We start from the raw sequence: 17,846 nt of genomic DNA, 5'->3' as shown, positions 1-17,846 counted from the left end.
CTCGTTTTGCTGCACGTCATTATTGTTTATTGCCCGCATCACTTTAGCGGTAAGGCCCAGGCCAAACGTGGAGAAATAAAGGAGATAATGTAAATTATCATGCGCTTTTCCCGGCGCTTCCCCCTTTACCGTTATTTACCTGTTAACGGCGCGGGTGCGGGGAACGTCACGCTGACCTGCGTGCCGCCGTTTTGCGGCTGCGAGAAGTGCAGCATTCCGCCGAGCCGTTGCGCGCGTTCTCGCATAATGTTCAACCCGTAGTGTCCCGGCGGCTCGCTGGCCTCGCCAATCCCGATGCCGTTGTCGCGAATGCTGACGCTGTGCGTGCCGTCCACGGCGGTCACGCAGCTGACGGTGATCTCGCTGGCCTGCGCGTGCTTAATCGCATTCAGGACGGCCTCCCGCACGATCTGCAGCAAATGCACCTGCTTCTGCGCGTCAAGCGCCAGGGTGGAGAGGCGGCAGTCGAGGTGCAGCTTCGCCTGCGTCTGGCTCTGCAGGGCATCGAGGGACTCCTGCAGCGCCGCGGGTAAATTCGCATGGTTTAGCGTCAGGCGGAAGGTGGTCAGCAGCTCGCGTAGCTGCTGCCAGGCGTTGTTCAGCTCGCGGGAGAAGTCGGTGATGATCGTCTGCGCGGAGGCATTTTCCGCCGGCACGGCGTGTTTAAGCAGCGTGAGCTGAATCCGCAGATAGGAGAGTACCTGCGCCAGCGAATCATGCAGCTCGCGGGCGATGGTGGCGCGCTCCTCCATCAGCAGCAGCTGCTGGTAATGCTTCTGCGCCTGGTTAAAGTACAGCCCACGTCCGAGCATGGTCGCCACGCTTCTCATCAGCGGAAGAGGAACGCTGCCCGTCTCGCTTTGCCAGCGCAGCTCGCCGTAGAGGGTATCCTGCATCAGCACCGGCAGGGTTTGCAGAGAAATGCCGCTCACCTCTGTTCCTTCACACAGCCGCCAGTCGTCGCTGGTGCGTAGCTCCAGGTAATTCATCTGCGTGTATTCATGCACAATCTGCAAAATATGCCGGAAGCACAGGCTGTCTATCTGCCCGGTATTCAGCGCCTGGGAGCATTTGAACAGCATGTCGAGCTGCTGGTGGGCTTCATGCAAATGCCGCGTCTTTTCCGCGACGGAGGCTTCGAGCGACCGATAGAGAGTATGTAGCTCGCCCGACATATGGTTGAACGCGCGGGAGAGCTGGCCCAGCTCGTTGGGGAGCGCGGTGTCCGGCGCCGGGGTGGTAAATTCCCCTCGCTCAATGCGTTCGCTGGCGGCCACCAGGTTGTTCAGCGGCAACACCACCTGGCGACGGATGCGCCGCAGGGTAAACAGCGTCAGCAGCAGGATCCCGAGCGCGCCAGCCAGAGAGAGGAGGGTCACCGTCTGGATTTTATTTTCGGTGTAGTGCTGGAGGGCGAGCACAAAGGCATCAATGCGGCCGACAAAATCCTCTATGTGAGCGTCATACCATGCGCTGTCGCCGCGGGCGATGTGCTTGTCCATGTCCAGCCAGGCCACATGCAGCTGCTGATAGCGCGCCTTGACGTTGTCCGGGACGTACCAGCGGTTCAGCTTCTCCAGGGAAGGCGCGCTTAACGTTCGCTGCCAGTTCTCACGATGCGCCATAAGGGAGGGGCTGTTGCGCTGCATCTCGTAGCCGAGGCGGTAGCTCTGCATGCGCAGCGATCCCGCAATGTTGATAGCTTCGGCGTCACGCTGGCTGCTGGCAAGCGTCAGCAGCGCGACGGTGCTGGTCAGCACGGACAGGGCAATGATCGAAAAGAAAGCCCAGGCAAGGCTTCCGGAAACGGGGCGTTTAACGGTCACGGAACGGATCTCTGCATAAAATGGCTCAGCCACAGGTCATGGGCAGTTGTACATTGCCTGATAACGCGGTGGCGAGCAAATAGCTTATTCATACTAAAGATAAGGTTATTGATCCAAAAGCCGCTGTGGGCATTAACCTGAAATCTGGCGAGAAGTAACGCGCCGCCTGAGCCGACGGAGGACAAAGCGGGCTTCACGGGGTAGTATAAACAGACTCATTTAGCCGTGGAGCCCGTATGTCCCTGAACATTACCGTTATCAAAGACAAAATCCTTTCTGAAAATTACTTTGTCCTGCGTAACATCACTTACGATTTAACCCGTAAGAACGGTGACGTGATTCGCCACAAACGCGAAGTCTACGACCGGGGCAATGGCGCAACCATTCTGCTGTATAACCGTGAAAAGCAAAGCGTGGTGCTGATTCGCCAGTTTCGGGTCGCGACCTGGGTCAACGGCAACGCGGACGGGCGCCTGATTGAAACCTGCGCCGGCCTGCTTGATGACGATGAGCCGGAAGTCTGCATCCGCAAGGAGGCCGTTGAGGAGACCGGTTTTGAAGTGGGCGAGGTGCAAAAAGTCTTTGAGCTTTTCATGTCCCCTGGCGGGGTGACCGAGCTGGTCCATTTCTTCATTGCGGAATACACCGATGCCCAGCGCACGCATCGCGGCGGCGGCGTGGAGGATGAAGACATTGAAGTGCTGGAAATGCCTTTCACCCAGGCCGTTGAGATGGTTAAAAGCGGCGAGATCCGCGACGGTAAAGCGGTGATCCTGTTACAGTATCTGCAAACCAGCGGCTTAATGAATCCTAAACCGATGCCGTGATAACGTGTATTTCAGATAAATCTATCCGATAAATCCGATTGAGCCCGCCCGCCCTGGGCACGAAGATACGCCCCAGATTGACCTTTTCGTTTCCGGGGCTGTGCCATTCATGCGCTACTGCGTTTTGCTTTTCTTCTTTTTCTGCGTGCTACCCGCACCTCTGGTGTGGGCTGCGCCCGCGCAGCAGTCTTTTTCAGACTGGCAGGTTACCTGCAATAACCAGAATTTTTGTGTTGCCCGGAATACCGGCGAGCATCGCGGTCTGGTCATGACGCTGAGCCGTAGCGCAGGCGCAAAAACGGACGCCAGCCTGCGCATCGATCTCGGCGGGCTTTCGGCCCCGCCGGTTAAAGAGCCTGACATTGCCCCGCGCCTGCTGCTCGACAACGTTCCGTTAAAGCTCAATTCGCAGCACTGGCAGTTAACCCCCTGGCATCTCAAAACTGACGATGCGGGTACCATCACCACGTTTCTGAAAAACATTCAGGAAGGGCAGGCGCTGACCCTGCGCGGGGGGAAGCAGACGATCTCGCTGGTCGGTCTGAAGGCGGCGCTGCTGTTTATCGACGCCCAGCAGAAGCGCGTTGGCAGCGAAACGGCATGGATTAAAAAAGGAGATAGCCCGCCGCTGAGCGTGCCTCCTGCACCGGCATTAAAAAAGGTGGCCGTGGTGAACCCGACGCCGACGCCGCTGACGCATAGCGAGCTGAACGATCTGCTGGATTATGGGACGTGGCGGATGAACAACAGCCAGTGCTCGCTGGATCCTAACCGTCGTGAAGTACGCGTCACTGCATTAACGGATGACAAAGCGCTGTTGATCGTCAGCTGTGAAGCGGGGGCCTATAACACGGTCGATCTGGCGTGGCAGGTCTCACGTAAAAAACCGTTCGCCGCCCGTAGCGTCAGGTTACGTCTGCCGTTCACCCCCTCCAGCCAGAGCAGCGACATGGAGCTGATGAACGCCCGCTTCGATGAGAAAACGCGCGAGTTGACGACGCTGGCGCTGGGACGCGGTATTGGAGACTGCGGGATCCAGACGCGCTGGCGTTTTGACGGCCAGCGTTTTCGCCTGGTACGCTACGCGGAAGAGCCAAGCTGCGATAGCTGGAATGGGCCAGACGCCTGGCCCACGCTGTGGATCACTCGCTAGTTTTGCCGGATAGCGCTGTCGCACTACAACACGCTCAGCGCTTTCTCCACCACGTTCTCAACGGTAAAGCCGAAATACGGGAACAGTTTGTCGGCAGGAGCGGATTCACCGTAACCCCGCATGCCCACAATTGCCCCTTTCAGCCCCACGTACTTATACCAGTAGTCGGCAATACCCGCTTCCACCGCCACGCGCGCCGCAACGCTGGAAGGCAGCACCGATTCCCGATACGCCTCGTCCTGGGCGTCAAAAATATCCGTTGAAGGCAGAGATACCACGCGCACCGCGTGACCTTCGGCGGTCAGCTTCTCCGCCGCTTTCACCGTGATTTCCACCTCGGAACCGGTGGCAATTAGGATCACGTCCGGCTTACCGCCGCTGTCCTTGAGAATATAGCCGCCGCGGGCGATGTTTTTTACCTGCTCCGGCGTGCGCTCGATCTGCGCCAGGTTCTGGCGCGACAGGATCAGCGCCGTGGGCCCGTTATGACGCTCAACGGCCAGCTTCCAGCCCACCGCGGCTTCGACCTGATCGCACGGACGCCAGGTGCTGAAGTTTGGCGTTAAGCGCAGGCTTGCCAGCTGCTCTACCGCCTGGTGCGTTGGGCCATCTTCCCCCAGCCCGATGGAGTCGTGGGTGTAGACCATGATCTGCCGGGCCTTCATCAGCGCCGCCATACGCGCCGCGTTTCGGGCGTACTCGACGAACATCAGGAAGGTGGCAGTGTAGGGCACGAAGCCGCCGTGATGGGCGATGCCGTTAGCAATCGCGGTCATCCCAAACTCGCGCACGCCGTAGTGGATGTAGTTCCCGGCAATGTCTTCCTTCAGGGATTTAGAGCCTGACCAGATGGTCAGGTTGCTTGGCGCCAGATCCGCCGAGCCGCCGAGCAGCTCAGGCAGGAGTGGGCCAATCGCGTTCAGGGTGTTTTGCGACGCTTTACGGGTAGCGATTTTCGCCGGGTTGGACTGCAGATTTTCTATCAGCGCCTGGGTTTTATCGTCCCAGTCTTCCGGCAGGCCGCCGCTCATGCGGCGGGAAAACTCGGCGGCCAGCTCCGGGTGCGCTTTTTTGTAGGCGGCAAATTTTTCGTTCCAGGCCTGCTGCGCTTTTTCACCCGCTTCGCGCGCGTCCCATGCTCTGTAGATCTCTTTCGGGATCTCAAACGGCGGATATTTCCAGCCCAGTTTCTGGCGGGTTAACGCCACTTCCTCTTCGCCCAGCGCCGCGCCGTGCGCCTCTTCTTTGCCCGCTTTGTTCGGCGAGCCGAAGCCAATGGTGGTACGGCAGATAATCAGGGACGGTTTGTCCTTCACGCTCTGCGCTTCCTGAATCGCTTTTTTCACCGCTTCCGGATCGTGGCCGTCAATCTCGTGCACCACGTGCCAGTGATAGGCCTCAAAGCGTTTTGCCGTGTCGTCGGTAAACCAGCCCTCGGTTTCCCCGTCGATGGAGATGCCGTTGTGGTCATAGAAGCCAATCAGCTTGCCGAGCCCCAGCGTGCCCGCCAGCGAGCAAACCTCGTGGGAGATCCCCTCCATCAGGCAGCCGTCACCCATAAAGACGTAGGTGTAGTGATCGACAATCTCGTGGTCGGGCTGGTTGAACTGCGCGGCCAGCGTACGCTCGGCAATTGCCAGGCCGACGGCATTCGCCAGCCCCTGGCCCAGCGGGCCGGTGGTCGTTTCCACGCCCGGCGTATAGCCGATCTCCGGGTGGCCCGGCGTTTTGGAGTGCAGCTGGCGGAAGTTTTTTAACTCCTCAAGCGGCAGGTCGTAGCCGGAAAGGTGCAGCAGGCTGTAGAGCAGCATCGAGGCGTGGCCGTTGGAGAGAATAAAACGGTCGCGGTCGTACCAGGTTGGGTCAGTGGGGTTGTGCTTCAGGAAGTCGTTCCACAGCACTTCGGCAATATCGGCCATCCCCATCGGGGCGCCAGGGTGGCCGGAATTGGCTTTTTGTACGGCATCCATGCTGAGGGCGCGAATGGCGTTAGCGAGCTCTTTACGGGACATAGTTCACTCCGTGGCAAGGTTAAAGTTTGGCGGCGAGAAGATCTTCGAGTTTTCGCTGGTCGACGGCGAACTGGCGGATGCCGTCCGCCAGTTTTTCCACGGCCATAGGGTCCTGATTATGCTCCCAGCGGAACTCCGCTTCGGTCATGGCTTTCGGTTTTGGCAGGACGGTAGAGGTCGGCACCAGCTTGCGGATCACCGTTTCGTCGCTCTCCTGCAGCTTTTTCAGCAGGTCAGGGGAGATGGTCAGACGGTCACACCCTGCGAGCGCCAGGATCTGCTCGGTGCGGCGGAAGCTGGCGCCCATCACGATGGTTTCGTAGCGGTGTTGCTTGTAATAATCGTAGATATTACGCACCGACTTCACGCCCGGATCCTCTTCCACCACGTACGGGTCCATCGGCTGTTTCGCCTGATACCAGTCGTAGATGCGCCCGACAAACGGCGAGATCAGGAACACGCCCGCTTCGGCACAGGCGCGCGCCTGGGCAAAGGAGAACAGCAGCGTCAGGTTGCAGTGGATCCCCTCTTTTTCCAGAACCTCTGCCGCGCGGATGCCTTCCCATGTGGACGCGAGCTTGATCAGAATGCGTGACTTATCGATCCCCTGTTCCTGGTAGAGCTCCACCAGGCGGCGCGCTTTGTTAATACTCTTTTCCTGATCGAATGAGAGGCGGGCATCCACTTCGGTCGACACGCGCCCCGGAATGCTTTTCAGAATTTCCGCACCAAAATTAACCGCCAGCTTGTCGCTGGCTTCAGCAACCTGCTGCTCCTGCGTTTTCCCGCGCTGTTTACCGTAGGTAATCGCGTCGTCAATCAGATGACTAAAGTGGGCAAGCCCCGCCGCTTTCAGAAGCAGCGAAGGGTTGGTGGTCGCGTCCTCTGGCTGATAGTGGCGAATCGACTCGATATCGCCGCTGTCTGCAACCACGGTGGTGAATTGTTTGATGCCGTCTAGCTGGTTCATAAATAATTACTCCTTGGAAATAAAAGAGTTAGATGAGTGCGTTAGTTCACACTTCTGAGAAAATCATGATGGACTTAACAAAAAAGCATAGCAGACGGGGCAGGCATTGCTTTTGAGACGGGTAACATGGCTGTTATAAATTGATAACAATTTTTAATGTGTGATGGCGAGAGTTTGGCAGCCTTCAAAGTTTATGCGCTGCTCAGCGGCGATACTATCTGACCGATACGTAAAAGGAATAACAAGATGGACGATCAGTTAAAACAGAGTGCCCTCGATTTTCACGAGTTCCCTGTCCCCGGTAAAATTCAGGTCTCCCCAACCAAGCCGCTGGCGACCCAGCGCGATCTGGCGCTGGCCTACTCGCCGGGCGTGGCTGCGCCATGTCTGGAGATCGAAAAAGATCCGCTGGCGGCCTACAAATACACCGCGCGCGGCAACCTTGTCGCCGTTATCTCTAACGGTACGGCGGTGCTGGGCCTGGGCAACATTGGTGCCCTGGCCGGTAAACCGGTGATGGAAGGGAAGGGCGTTCTGTTTAAGAAATTTGCCGGTATCGACGTGTTCGATATCGAAGTGGACGAACTCGATCCCGATAAGTTCATCAACGTGGTGGCCGCGCTGGAGCCGACCTTCGGCGGGATCAACCTGGAAGACATCAAAGCGCCGGAATGTTTCTATATCGAGCAGAAGTTGCGCGAGCGTATGAACATTCCCGTGTTCCATGACGACCAGCACGGCACGGCGATTATCAGCACCGCTGCCATTCTCAACGGCCTGCGCGTGGTGGAGAAAAATCTCTCTGACGTGCGCATGGTGGTCTCCGGTGCGGGCGCGGCGGCCATCGCCTGTATGAACCTGCTGGTGGCGTTGGGTATGCAGAAACACAATATCGTGGTCTGCGACTCTAAAGGCGTTATCTACAAAGACCGCGAGCCGAACATGGCGGAAACCAAAGCGGCGTATGCCGTGGAAGATGACGGCAAGCGCACGCTTGAGGACGTGATTGACGGCGCGGATATCTTCCTCGGTTGTTCAGGCCCGAAAGTGCTGACCCAGGAAATGGTGCAGAAAATGGCGCGCGCGCCGATGATCCTGGCGCTGGCGAACCCGGAACCGGAAATTCTGCCGCCGCTGGCGAAAGCGGTGCGCGAAGACGCCATTATCTGTACCGGCCGTTCGGACTACCCGAACCAGGTGAACAACGTGCTCTGCTTCCCGTTCATCTTCCGCGGGGCGCTGGACGTTGGCGCGACGGCGATCAACGAAGAGATGAAGCTTGCCGCCGTTCACGCCATCGCCGAGCTGGCGCACGCTGAGCAGAGCGAAGTGGTCGCCTCCGCGTACGGGGATCAGGATCTGAGCTTTGGCCCGGACTACATCATTCCAAAACCGTTCGATCCGCGCCTGATTGTCAAAATTGCGCCAGCCGTTGCCAAAGCGGCGATGGACTCCGGCGTGGCGACGCGTCCGATTCAGGATTTCGACGCGTACGTCGATAAACTCACCGAGTTCGTCTACAAAACTAACCTGTTTATGAAGCCGATCTTCTCTCAGGCTCGCGCAGACGCGAAGCGTGTGGTGCTGGCGGAAGGGGAAGAGGCGCGCGTGCTGCACGCCACGCAGGAACTGATCACCTTAGGGCTGGCGAAGCCGATCCTGATTGGTCGTCCGAGCGTGATCGAGATGCGCATTCAGAAGCTGGGCCTGCAGATTAAGCCGGGCGTGGACTTCGAGATCGTTAACAACGAATCCGATCCGCGCTTCAAGGAGTACTGGAACGAATATTACGCGATCATGAAGCGTCGCGGGATCACCCAGGAGCAGGCGCAGCGGGCGGTGATCAGCAATACTACGGTCATCGGCGCGATCATGGTCCATCGCGGCGAGGCGGATGCGCTGATCTGCGGCACCATCGGCGATTACCACGAGCATTTCAGCGTGGTGCAGGAGATCTTCGGCTATCGCGACGGCGTGCACACCGCCGGGGCGATGAACGCGCTGCTGCTGCCGAGCGGCAACACCTTTATTGCCGATACATACGTGAACGACGATCCAACCCCGGACGAGCTGGCGGAGATCACCGTGATGGCCGCCGAGACCGTGCGTCGCTTTGGTATCGAGCCTAAGGTGGCGCTGCTGTCGCACTCAAACTTTGGTTCGTCCAAATCCGCGGCGGCGTGCAAAATGCGCCAGACTCTGGAACTGGTGCGCGAGCGTGCGCCGGAGCTGATGATTGACGGGGAAATGCACGGTGATGCCGCGCTGGTGGAGAGCATCCGCAACGAACGTATGCCGGACAGCCCGCTGAAGGGATCGGCGAACATTCTGATTATGCCGAACGTGGAAGCGGCGCGTATCAGCTACAACCTGCTGCGCGTCTCCAGCTCTGAAGGGGTGACCGTAGGACCGGTGCTGATGGGCGTGGCGAAGCCGGTGCATGTGTTAACGCCGATTGCCTCCGTGCGCCGTATCGTGAATATGGTGGCGCTGGCGGTGGTTGAGGCGCAGACGCAGCCGCTGTAAGGGCGCGTGTGCTTACCCGACCTGGGGATTGAGTAGGCCGGATAAGCGCAGCGCCATCCGGCAGTTAAATCCAGTCGCGTACTTTAAGGAACTCACTCAAGGCAGCCTCCGGGCTGCCTTCTTTTGGCTCGTAGCTGTACTCCCAGCGCACCAGCGGCGGCATCGACATCAGAATCGACTCCGTGCGTCCGCCGGTCTGCAGGCCGAACAGCGTCCCGCGATCCCACACCAGGTTGAACTCTACGTACCGCCCGCGACGATAAAGCTGGAACTCACGCTCGCGCACGCCGTAGTCGGTGTTTTTACGGCGTTCGACAATCGGCAGGTACGCGTCGGTGAACCCTTCGCCCACCGCGCGCATAAAGCTAAATGCCGTATCAAAATCCGGCGTGTTGAGATCGTCAAAGAACAGCCCGCCGATGCCGCGCTGCTCGTCGCGGTGCTTCAGATAAAAGTAGTCGTCGCACCACTTTTTATATTTCGGGTAAACGTCTTCGCCAAACGGCAGGCAAAGGTTCCGCGCGGTGGTGTGCCAGTGCACGGCATCCTCTTCGAAGCCGTAGTAGGGCGTCATGTCGAAACCGCCGCCAAACCACCAGACCGGATCGGCTCCTGGCTTCTCCGCGATGAAAAAGCGGACGTTGGCGTGGCTGGTCGGAACAAACGGGTTATGCGGGTGGATCACCAGCGAGACGCCCATCGCTTCGAAGCTGCGGCCCGCCAGCTCAGGGCGGTGCGCGGTAGCGGACGCGGGCATGGCGTCGCCGTGAACGTGGGAAAAATTCACACCCGCCTGTTCGAAGATGCCGCCGTTACGCAGCACGCGGCTGCGCCCGCCGCCGCCCGCCTCGCGCTGCCAGCTATCTTCCTGAAATTCACCGCCGTCTGCGGCGGCCAGTTTCTGGCAAATCTCATCCTGCAACTGCAGCAGGAACGTTTTGACCAGCTGTGCATTGGGTTTCATCAGCGTTTCCTGGAGTGCGCTTTCTGGTTATCGAACCAGTTGAAGTAACTGATAATGCCGGAGGCGATGGCGTTGGCGATCTTCTGGCGAAACGCCGTGGTGCCGAGCAGGCGCTCTTCTTCCGGATTGGTAATAAAGGACGTTTCCACCAGCACGGACGGGATGGATGGTGACTTCAGCACCACAAACGCCGCCTGTTCCGTGCTTTTACTGTGCAGACGGTGCACCGGTTTAATCCGCTTGAGAATATGCGAGCCGAGCGTCAGGCTGTTTTTGATGGTGTCCGTTTGCACGAGATCGAACAGCACCTGCTGCAACAGATGATCTTTATCCGTGGCCTTCTTCCCGGCTACTTCATCCGCCCGGTTTTCGCGATCGGAAAGGTATTTCGCCATGGCGCTACTGGCGCCGCGGTTGGAGAGGGCAAACACCGACGCGCCCGCGGCGGAAGGGTTTGTGAAGCCATCCGCGTGAATGGACATAAACAGGTCGGCGCCGTGCTTGTGGGCAATTTCCACGCGGTCATACAGCGGAATAAACGTGTCGCCCGTACGCGTCAGGCGGGCGTCAATGCCGTTGCTGCGTAAAATCGATCGCACATTTTTTGCAATTGCCAGCACGACGTGTTTTTCTTTCGAACCGTTTCTGCCGATGGCGCCGGTATCAATACCGCCGTGGCCCGGATCGAGCATCACCAGACGCTTTGCGCCCGGCTTTTTGGTTTTCGGTTTGCTGTGTCCGTTACTGGTTTTGAGCGTGCTCTCGTCTTTTGCCTGAGCCTGCTTAGCGATGCCCGTTAACGTTAAGGCCGCCAGCCCCGCTTTGAGAACCTGACGACGCGATGTGAGTGCTTTTAATGGTTTGAATGTGCTCATGCGGCCTGAATACTGAAAAATGGGGTCCTGGTGTTATATCGTATCGTGTTTCCCGTTACGACAGTCCTTATTGAGAATTGTTTTACTTTTCATTTCAATACGTGACAAAGTGACATTATGCCAAATTTTGGCGAGATTTTCCCCGGTTATTGGCTAAACGCCCCGTTCACGCCATAATCACTGTTTTTAAACCCGAAAAGGCGGTTAATACCATGGAGATACGCGTTTTTCGCCAGGAAGATTTCGAAGAGGTGATCACCCTTTGGGAGCGCTGCGATCTGCTGCGTCCGTGGAACGATCCGGAAATGGATATCGAACGTAAGGTGAATCACGACGTTAGCCTGTTTCTGGTCGCGGAAGTGAACGGCGAGGTGGTCGGGACGGTAATGGGCGGCTACGACGGCCACCGTGGCTCGGCCTATTATCTGGGCGTCCACCCGGAATACCGGGCGCGCGGCATCGCCAACGCGCTGCTCAATCGTCTGGAAAAGAAACTCATCGCCCGCGGCTGCCCGAAAATCCAGATCATGGTGCGGGAAGATAACGACGTGGTGCTGGGCATGTATGAGCGTCTGGGCTACGAGCACGCCGACGTGCTGACGCTGGGTAAGCGCCTGATCGAAGATGAAGAGTACTGAGATCCACCCGGCTGACTATGACGCGCAGGGCCGCGTCAGGCTGCCGTTTTTATTCTGGTGCGTTTTGCTCCTCCAGGCCCGTACCTGGGTACTGTTTGTGATGGCCGGCGCGTCGCGCGGGCAGGGCGATACGCTGCTGAATCTCTTTTATCCCGACCACGATGCCTTCTGGCTCGGCTTACTGCCGGGCGTACCGGCGGTGTTGGCTTTTTTGTGCAGCGGTCGACGGCATGTAATCCCGCGTCTGTGGCGTGCGCTTCGCTGGCTGCTGATCCTCGCCCAGATTGCGCTGCTGTTCTGGCAACCCGTGCTCTGGTGGCTGGGTGAACCGCTTTCCGGTATCGGCATCGCGCTGGTGGTGGCGGATATTGTGGCGCTGATGTGGCTGCTGACGAATCCCCGCTTACGTGCCTGTTTTACGCAAGAGTCAGATTAGCGCGGCACTTTTTGCCGATGCCGCACTCCAACAAGCGTTGATTTAATTAGAAAGGACGTTTCAATGAAATCGCTGCGTTTACTTTTATGCGCTCTCCCGCTGGCGTTAACCGGCTGTTCGACGCTCTCCTCCATTAACTGGTCCGCCGCGTATCCGTGGAACTGGTTTGGCTCTTCCACCGAAGTGACCGAGCAGGGCGTGGGAAAAATTACCGCGTCAACGGCGCTCGATCAGGACGCCATTCAGGATGCCCTGAGCAGTGACTATCGCCTGCGTAGCGGGATGAAAACCGAGAATGGCAACATTGTGCGTTACTTTGAAGCGCTAAAGGGTGACAAGCTGGCGCTGGTGATTAACGGTGATAAAGGGACGGTGAACCGCATTGCCGTGCTGGACGAAGATATTCCGACCGCCAGCGGCGTAAAGGTGGGCACCCCGTTTAGCGATCTTTATAAACAGGCCTTTGGCAACTGCAGCAGCGCCCCTTCAGACGATGGCGTGGCGGTGGAATGTAAGGCGGAAGGCAGCCAGCACATCAGCTATGTCTTCACCGGAACCTGGAGCGGTCCGGAAGGATTGATGCCCTCTGACGACACGCTGAAGAGCTGGAAAGTGAGCAAAATACTCTGGAAGCAGTAATTTGCGCCTGAGCAAACCGCCTCGCTGAAATCCGGGTATAATAGCCGCCATCAATGCCACGCTGACGTGGCATCTTTATTTCAGGAGGAGCGATGTCTCAGGTTCAGAGTGGCATTTTGCCAGAACATTGCCGCGCGGCGATTTGGATTGAAGCCAATGTTAAAGGGGACGTGGATGCCCTGCGCGCGGCCAGCAAAGTTTTCGTTGATAAACTGGCCACCTTCCAGGCCAAATTCCCGGACGCCCATCTGGGTGCCGTTGTCGCTTTCGGCAATAACGTCTGGCGTCAGCTGAGCGGCGGCGAAGGCGCGGAAGAGCTGAAGGATTTTATCCCTTATGGCAAAGGCCTGGCGCCAGCCACCCAATACGACGTGCTGATCCACATCCTCTCTCTGCGCCACGACGTGAACTTCTCCGTTGCTCAGGCGGCGGTTGAAGCGTTTGGCGACAGCATCGACGTGCAGGAAGAGGTTCACGGCTTCCGCTGGGTGGAAGAGCGCGATCTGAGCGGCTTCGTTGACGGCACCGAAAACCCGGCGGGTGAAGAGGTTCGTCGCGACGTGGCGGTCATCAAAGACGGCGTGGACGCGGGCGGCAGCTACGTGTTCGTCCAGCGCTGGGAGCACAACCTCAAGCAGCTTAACCGCATGAGCGTGCACGACCAGGAGATGATGATTGGCCGCACCAAAGAAGCCAACGAAGAGATCGACGGCGATGCGCGCCCGGTGACCTCGCACCTGTCCCGCGTTGACCTTAAGGAAGACGGCAAGGGGCTCAAAATTGTTCGTCAGAGCCTGCCGTACGGCACGGCAAGCGGCACGCACGGCCTCTACTTCTGCGCCTACTGCGCGCGGCTGCACAATATTGAGCAGCAGCTGCTGAGCATGTTCGGTGACACTGACGGCAAGCGCGACGCCATGCTGCGCTTCACCCGCCCGGTAACCGGCGGCTACTATTTTGCGCCGTCCGTTGAGCGCCTGCTGGCGCTGTAAAACGCTCCCCATACGTAGGCCGGGTAAGCGTTAGCGCCACCCGGCAATTTTCCCCGTGCCCTTATTCCCTTTTCTGCTTGTAAATCACCAAACGGTATATAAAACCGTTACTCCTTTCATCCCCGTTATAAATATTATGACTATAAGATAGTCATCACATTTATAAGGGTGCGCAATGGCCGTTACTGTACTGAAAAAAGGAACTCTGGCGCTGGCAGGTTTACTGCTGGTGGCCCAGGCGCAGGCGACCGAGCTGCTGAACAGCTCGTATGATGTCTCCCGCGAGCTGTTTGCCGCCCTTAACCCACCGTTCGAGCAGCAGTGGGCAAAAGAAAACAATGGCGATAAGCTGACCATCAAGCAGTCCCACGCCGGTTCATCCAAGCAGGCGCTGGCGATCTTGCAGGGGCTGAAAGCAGATGTCGTGACCTACAACCAGGTGACTGACGTGCAGATCCTGCACGACAAGGGCAAACTGCTCCCGGCTGACTGGCAGAGCCGCTTGCCAAACAATAGCTCGCCGTTCTACTCCACCATGGGCTTCCTGGTGCGTAAGGGCAACCCGAAGAACATCCACGACTGGAGCGACCTGGTGCGTTCCGACGTGAAGCTGATTTTCCCGAACCCAAAAACCTCAGGTAACGCGCGCTACACCTATTTAGCCGCGTGGGGCGCGGCAGACAAGGCTGACGGTAATGATAAAGCGAAGACCGAGCAGTTCATGACCCAGTTCCTGAAAAACGTCGAAGTGTTTGATACCGGCGGCCGCGGCGCGACCACGACCTTCGCCGAGCGTGGTCTGGGCGACGTGCTGATCAGCTTTGAATCCGAAGTGAACAATATTCGCAAGCAGTACGAAGCGCAGGGCTTCGAGGTGGTTATTCCGAAAACCAACATCCTGGCCGAGTTCCCGGTGGCGTGGGTGGATAAAAACGTGCAGGCGAACGGCACCGAGAAAGCGGCAAAAGCCTATCTCAATTACCTGTACAGCCCGCAGGCGCAGGCCATCATCACCGATTACTACTACCGCGTGAACAACCCCGACGTAATGAACAAACTGAAGGACAAATTCCCGCAGACCGCGCTGTTCCGCGTGGAAGATCATTTCGGCTCCTGGCCTGAGGTGATGAAAACGCACTTTGCCAGCGGCGGTGAGTTAGACAAACTGCTGGCGGCGGGGCGTAAGTAATGTTTGCAGTCTCGACAAAACGCGTGCTGCCGGGCTTTACCTTAAGCCTCGGGACCAGCCTGCTGTTCGTCTGCCTGATCCTGCTGTTGCCGCTCAGCGCGCTGGTGATGCAGCTTGCTCAGATGAGCTGGGCGCAGTACTGGGACGTGGTCACCAACCCGCAGGTGGTGGCGGCCTATAAGGTGACGCTGCTGTCGGCGTTTGTTGCCTCCATTTTTAACGGCGTGTTTGGCCTGCTGATGGCGTGGATCTTAACCCGCTATCGCTTCCCGGGCCGTACGCTGCTTGATGCCCTGATGGATCTGCCGTTTGCGCTGCCGACGGCGGTTGCGGGCTTAACCCTCGCGTCGCTCTTCTCCGTGAACGGGCTGTACGGCGAGTGGCTGGCGAAATTTGACATCAAGGTGACCTATACCTGGCTCGGGATCGCGGTGGCGATGGCCTTTACCAGCATCCCGTTTGTGGTGCGTACCGTGCAGCCGGTACTGGAAGAGCTGGGTCCGGAATACGAAGAAGCGGCGGAAACGCTGGGCGCCACGCGCTGGCAGAGCTTCCGTAAAGTGATTCTGCCGGAGCTCTCTCCGGCGCTGATGGCAGGCGTCGCGCTGTCGTTTACCCGCAGTCTGGGTGAGTTCGGCGCGGTGATTTTTATCGCCGGGAACATCGCCTGGAAAACGGAAGTCACCTCGCTGATGATTTTCATCCGCCTGCAGGAGTTTGATTATCCGGCGGCGAGCGCGATTGCCTCGGTGATCCTCGCGGCCTCGCTGCTGCTGCTGTATTCGATAAACACTCTGCAAAGTCGCTTTGGTCGACGTGTGGTAGGTCACTGATGGCGGAAGTTACGCAATTGAAGCGATACGATGCGCCCCGCATCAACTGGGGTAAATGGTTTCTGATTGGTGTGGGCGTGCTGGTTTCCGCCCTCATTCTCGTCGTGCCGACGGTTTATATCTTCGTCCAGGCGTTCAGCAAGGGGCTGATACCCGCGCTGGAGAACCTGGCGAACCCGGACATGCTGCACGCCATCTGGCTGACGGTGCTGATTGCGCTGATCACCGTGCCGGTGAACCTGGTCTTCGGTACGCTGCTGGCCTGGCTGGTGACGCGCTTTAACTTCCCGGGACGTCAGCTGCTGCTGACTCTGCTGGATATTCCGTTTGCCGTGTCGCCTGTTGTTGCCGGTCTGGTTTACCTGCTCTTTTACGGCTCCAACGGCCCGCTGGGCGGCTGGCTGGATGAACATAACCTGCAGATCATGTTCGCCTGGCCGGGCATGGTGCTGGTGACCATCTTCGTGACCTGCCCATTTGTGGTACGTGAGCTGGTGCCGGTGATGTTAAGCCAGGGCAGCAATGAAGACGAAGCGGCCGTTCTGCTTGGCGCATCCGGCTGGCAGATGTTCCGCCGCGTGACGTTGCCGAACATTCGCTGGGCGCTGCTTTACGGCGTGGTGCTGACCAACGCCCGCGCCATCGGTGAGTTTGGTGCGGTGTCGGTGGTTTCCGGCTCGATTCGCGGTGAAACGCTGTCGCTGCCGCTGCAGATTGAACTCCTGCAGCAGGACTACAACACCATCGGCTCGTTTACTGCCGCAGCGTTGCTGACGCTGATGGCGATTTTGACCCTGTTTTTGAAGAGTGTGGTGCAGTGGCGTTTAGAGAATCAGGAAAAACGTCAGCATCAGGAGGGAAATCATGAGCATTGAGATTGCCAATATTAAGAAGTCTTTTGGTCGCACCCAGGTGCTGAATGATATCTCACTGGATATCCCTTCCGGACAAATGGTGGCGCTGCTGGGGCCGTCTGGCTCGGGTAAAACGACGCTGCTGCGGATCATCGCCGGGCTTGAGCATCAGACCAGCGGGCACATCCGCTTCCACGGCACCGACGTGAGCCGCCTGCACGCCCGCGATCGTAAAGTCGGCTTTGTCTTCCAGCATTATGCGCTGTTCCGCCACATGACCGTCTTCGACAATATCGCCTTTGGCCTGACGGTGCTGCCGCGTCGTGAACGCCCGGATGCAGCAACTATTAAGGCGAAAGTAACCAAACTGCTGGAGATGGTGCAGCTGGCGCATCTGGCGGACCGTTTCCCGGCGCAGCTTTCCGGCGGGCAGAAGCAGCGCGTGGCGCTGGCACGTGCGCTGGCCGTTGAGCCGCAAATACTGCTGCTGGATGAACCCTTCGGCGCGCTGGATGCGCAGGTGCGCAAAGAGCTGCGTCGCTGGCTGCGCCAGCTGCATGAAGAGCTGAAATTCACCAGCGTCTTCGTGACCCACGATCAGGAAGAGGCGATGGAAGTCGCGGACCGCGTGGTGGTCATGAGCCAGGGCAACATCGAGCAGGTTGACGAGCCGGAACAGCTCTGGCGCGAGCCGGCGACCCGCTTCGTGCTGGAGTTTATGGGCGAGGTGAACCGACTGCAGGGCACCATTCGCGGCGGTCAGTTCCACGTGGGCGCGCACCGCTGGCCGCTGGGCTACACCTCCGCACATCAGGGGCCGGTCGATCTGTTCCTGCGCCCGTGGGAAGTGGACGTCAGCCGCCGCACCAGCCTGGATTCCCCACTGCCGGTGCAGGTGCTGGAAGCTAGCCCTAAAGGACACTACACCCAATTGGTGGTACAGCCGCTGGGCTGGTATACCGAGCCGCTGACCGTGGTCATGCGCGACGACGTCCCGCCGCACCGGGGAGAGCGCCTGTTTGTCGGGCTGCAGCATGCGCGCATCTATCACGATAAGGAGCGCATTGAGACGCGCGAGGATATTGCTCTGGCGGAGTCAGCCTGATAGGTTA

At 58.5% G+C, this 17,846-nt stretch carries 16 protein-coding genes; 11 read left to right on the top strand and 5 right to left on the bottom strand.

Translation table 11 applies throughout. The features are described from left to right. Positions 1-131 precede the first annotated feature (131 nt). Positions 132-1,826 carry a nitrate/nitrite two-component system sensor histidine kinase NarQ gene (gene narQ, locus DG357_RS16595; protein WP_028014013.1) on the bottom strand — a complete coding sequence of 565 codons (1,695 nt, stop codon included), beginning with the start codon at positions 1,824-1,826 and terminating at the stop codon, positions 132-134. 236 nt (positions 1,827-2,062) lie between these two features. On the opposite strand from narQ, the gene nudK reads away from it, so the two are divergent. After that, on the top strand, positions 2,063-2,653 hold the full coding sequence (nudK, locus tag DG357_RS16590; protein WP_047364146.1) for a GDP-mannose pyrophosphatase NudK: 591 nt from the start codon (positions 2,063-2,065) through the stop codon (positions 2,651-2,653). Positions 2,654-2,762: 109 nt separating this feature from the next. Beyond that, on the top strand, positions 2,763-3,806 hold the full coding sequence (locus DG357_RS16585) for a DUF1176 domain-containing protein (RefSeq protein ID WP_045631021.1): 1,044 nt from the start codon (positions 2,763-2,765) through the stop codon (positions 3,804-3,806). 23 nt (positions 3,807-3,829) lie between these two features. On the opposite strand, the gene tkt is transcribed toward DG357_RS16585, so the two are convergent. Further along, positions 3,830-5,818, bottom strand: a complete 1,989-nt coding sequence (gene tkt / locus DG357_RS16580; protein ID WP_028014010.1) for a transketolase — start codon at positions 5,816-5,818, stop codon at positions 3,830-3,832. 19 nt (positions 5,819-5,837) lie between these two features. Further along, on the bottom strand, positions 5,838-6,788 hold the full coding sequence (gene tal / locus DG357_RS16575) for a transaldolase (protein WP_047368066.1): 951 nt from the start codon (positions 6,786-6,788) through the stop codon (positions 5,838-5,840). A gap of 246 nt (positions 6,789-7,034) precedes the next feature. Between tal and maeB the strand changes: the two genes are divergently transcribed. Beyond that, a complete protein-coding gene (gene maeB, locus DG357_RS16570; protein ID WP_028014008.1) occupies positions 7,035-9,314 on the top strand; it encodes an NADP-dependent oxaloacetate-decarboxylating malate dehydrogenase in 2,280 nt (759 codons plus the stop codon). Between the two features lie 64 nt (positions 9,315-9,378). Here maeB and hemF read toward each other — a convergent pair whose 3' ends face one another. Together hemF and amiA are read right to left on the bottom strand one after the other, a co-directional pair. Next, the gene (hemF, locus tag DG357_RS16565; RefSeq protein ID WP_041908789.1) at positions 9,379-10,278 is read right to left on the bottom strand and encodes an oxygen-dependent coproporphyrinogen oxidase; all 900 of its coding nucleotides are present in this window, start codon (positions 10,276-10,278) and stop codon (positions 9,379-9,381) included. After that, the gene (gene amiA / locus DG357_RS16560) at positions 10,278-11,153 is read right to left on the bottom strand and encodes an N-acetylmuramoyl-L-alanine amidase AmiA (protein ID WP_028014006.1); all 876 of its coding nucleotides are present in this window, start codon (positions 11,151-11,153) and stop codon (positions 10,278-10,280) included. The genes hemF and amiA overlap by 1 nt, the downstream gene beginning before the upstream one ends. Positions 11,154-11,365: 212 nt before the next feature. Here amiA and DG357_RS16550 point away from each other — a divergent pair, with 212 nt between their 5' ends. From DG357_RS16550 to cysA, 8 genes are all read left to right on the top strand, one after another. After that, entirely contained in the window at positions 11,366-11,791 is a 426-nt protein-coding gene (locus DG357_RS16550) for a GNAT family acetyltransferase (RefSeq protein ID WP_003861292.1), read from the top strand. Continuing rightward, positions 11,778-12,227, top strand: coding sequence for a DUF2919 domain-containing protein (locus DG357_RS16545; RefSeq protein ID WP_047368062.1), 450 nt, complete (start codon positions 11,778-11,780; stop codon positions 12,225-12,227). Before DG357_RS16550 ends, DG357_RS16545 begins: the two co-directional genes overlap by 14 nt. A 63-nt stretch (positions 12,228-12,290) precedes the next feature. Then, a complete protein-coding gene (locus tag DG357_RS16540) occupies positions 12,291-12,866 on the top strand; it encodes an RpoE-regulated lipoprotein (protein ID WP_048957147.1) in 576 nt (191 codons plus the stop codon). Positions 12,867-12,958: 92 nt separating this feature from the next. Continuing rightward, the gene (locus tag DG357_RS16535) at positions 12,959-13,858 is read left to right on the top strand and encodes a Dyp-type peroxidase (protein ID WP_047368060.1); all 900 of its coding nucleotides are present in this window, start codon (positions 12,959-12,961) and stop codon (positions 13,856-13,858) included. 175 nt (positions 13,859-14,033) lie between these two features. Then, the gene (locus DG357_RS16530) at positions 14,034-15,047 is read left to right on the top strand and encodes a sulfate ABC transporter substrate-binding protein (RefSeq protein WP_059358548.1); all 1,014 of its coding nucleotides are present in this window, start codon (positions 14,034-14,036) and stop codon (positions 15,045-15,047) included. Further along, positions 15,047-15,880, top strand: coding sequence for a sulfate/thiosulfate ABC transporter permease CysT (cysT, locus tag DG357_RS16525; protein ID WP_088205026.1), 834 nt, complete (start codon positions 15,047-15,049; stop codon positions 15,878-15,880). The genes DG357_RS16530 and cysT overlap by 1 nt, the downstream gene beginning before the upstream one ends. Then, positions 15,880-16,755, top strand: a complete 876-nt coding sequence (cysW, locus tag DG357_RS16520) for a sulfate/thiosulfate ABC transporter permease CysW (RefSeq protein ID WP_088205025.1) — start codon at positions 15,880-15,882, stop codon at positions 16,753-16,755. Before cysT ends, cysW begins: the two co-directional genes overlap by 1 nt. Continuing rightward, a complete protein-coding gene (gene cysA, locus DG357_RS16515; protein ID WP_088205024.1) occupies positions 16,745-17,839 on the top strand; it encodes a sulfate/thiosulfate ABC transporter ATP-binding protein CysA in 1,095 nt (364 codons plus the stop codon). The genes cysW and cysA overlap by 11 nt, the downstream gene beginning before the upstream one ends. Positions 17,840-17,846 lie beyond the last annotated feature (7 nt).

This window comes from Enterobacter bugandensis (assembly GCF_900324475.1).
GTDB classification, from domain to species: domain Bacteria; phylum Pseudomonadota; class Gammaproteobacteria; order Enterobacterales; family Enterobacteriaceae; genus Enterobacter; species Enterobacter bugandensis.
This window is presented reverse-complemented; position numbering and strand designations above follow the sequence as displayed.

Coding starts and splice junctions, on each gene's coding strand:
- nudK (WP_047364146.1), top strand. CDS start 2,063: ATGTCCCTGAACATTACCGTTATCAAAGACAAAATCCTTTCTGAAAAT.
- DG357_RS16585 (WP_045631021.1), top strand. CDS start 2,763: ATGCGCTACTGCGTTTTGCTTTTCTTCTTTTTCTGCGTGCTACCCGCA.
- tkt (WP_028014010.1), bottom strand. CDS start 5,818: ATGTCCCGTAAAGAGCTCGCTAACGCCATTCGCGCCCTCAGCATGGAT.
- tal (WP_047368066.1), bottom strand. CDS start 6,788: ATGAACCAGCTAGACGGCATCAAACAATTCACCACCGTGGTTGCAGAC.
- maeB (WP_028014008.1), top strand. CDS start 7,035: ATGGACGATCAGTTAAAACAGAGTGCCCTCGATTTTCACGAGTTCCCT.
- hemF (WP_041908789.1), bottom strand. CDS start 10,278: ATGAAACCCAATGCACAGCTGGTCAAAACGTTCCTGCTGCAGTTGCAG.
- amiA (WP_028014006.1), bottom strand. CDS start 11,153: ATGAGCACATTCAAACCATTAAAAGCACTCACATCGCGTCGTCAGGTT.
- DG357_RS16550 (WP_003861292.1), top strand. CDS start 11,366: ATGGAGATACGCGTTTTTCGCCAGGAAGATTTCGAAGAGGTGATCACC.
- DG357_RS16545 (WP_047368062.1), top strand. CDS start 11,778: ATGAAGAGTACTGAGATCCACCCGGCTGACTATGACGCGCAGGGCCGC.
- DG357_RS16540 (WP_048957147.1), top strand. CDS start 12,291: ATGAAATCGCTGCGTTTACTTTTATGCGCTCTCCCGCTGGCGTTAACC.
- DG357_RS16535 (WP_047368060.1), top strand. CDS start 12,959: ATGTCTCAGGTTCAGAGTGGCATTTTGCCAGAACATTGCCGCGCGGCG.
- DG357_RS16530 (WP_059358548.1), top strand. CDS start 14,034: ATGGCCGTTACTGTACTGAAAAAAGGAACTCTGGCGCTGGCAGGTTTA.
- cysT (WP_088205026.1), top strand. CDS start 15,047: ATGTTTGCAGTCTCGACAAAACGCGTGCTGCCGGGCTTTACCTTAAGC.
- cysW (WP_088205025.1), top strand. CDS start 15,880: ATGGCGGAAGTTACGCAATTGAAGCGATACGATGCGCCCCGCATCAAC.
- cysA (WP_088205024.1), top strand. CDS start 16,745: ATGAGCATTGAGATTGCCAATATTAAGAAGTCTTTTGGTCGCACCCAG.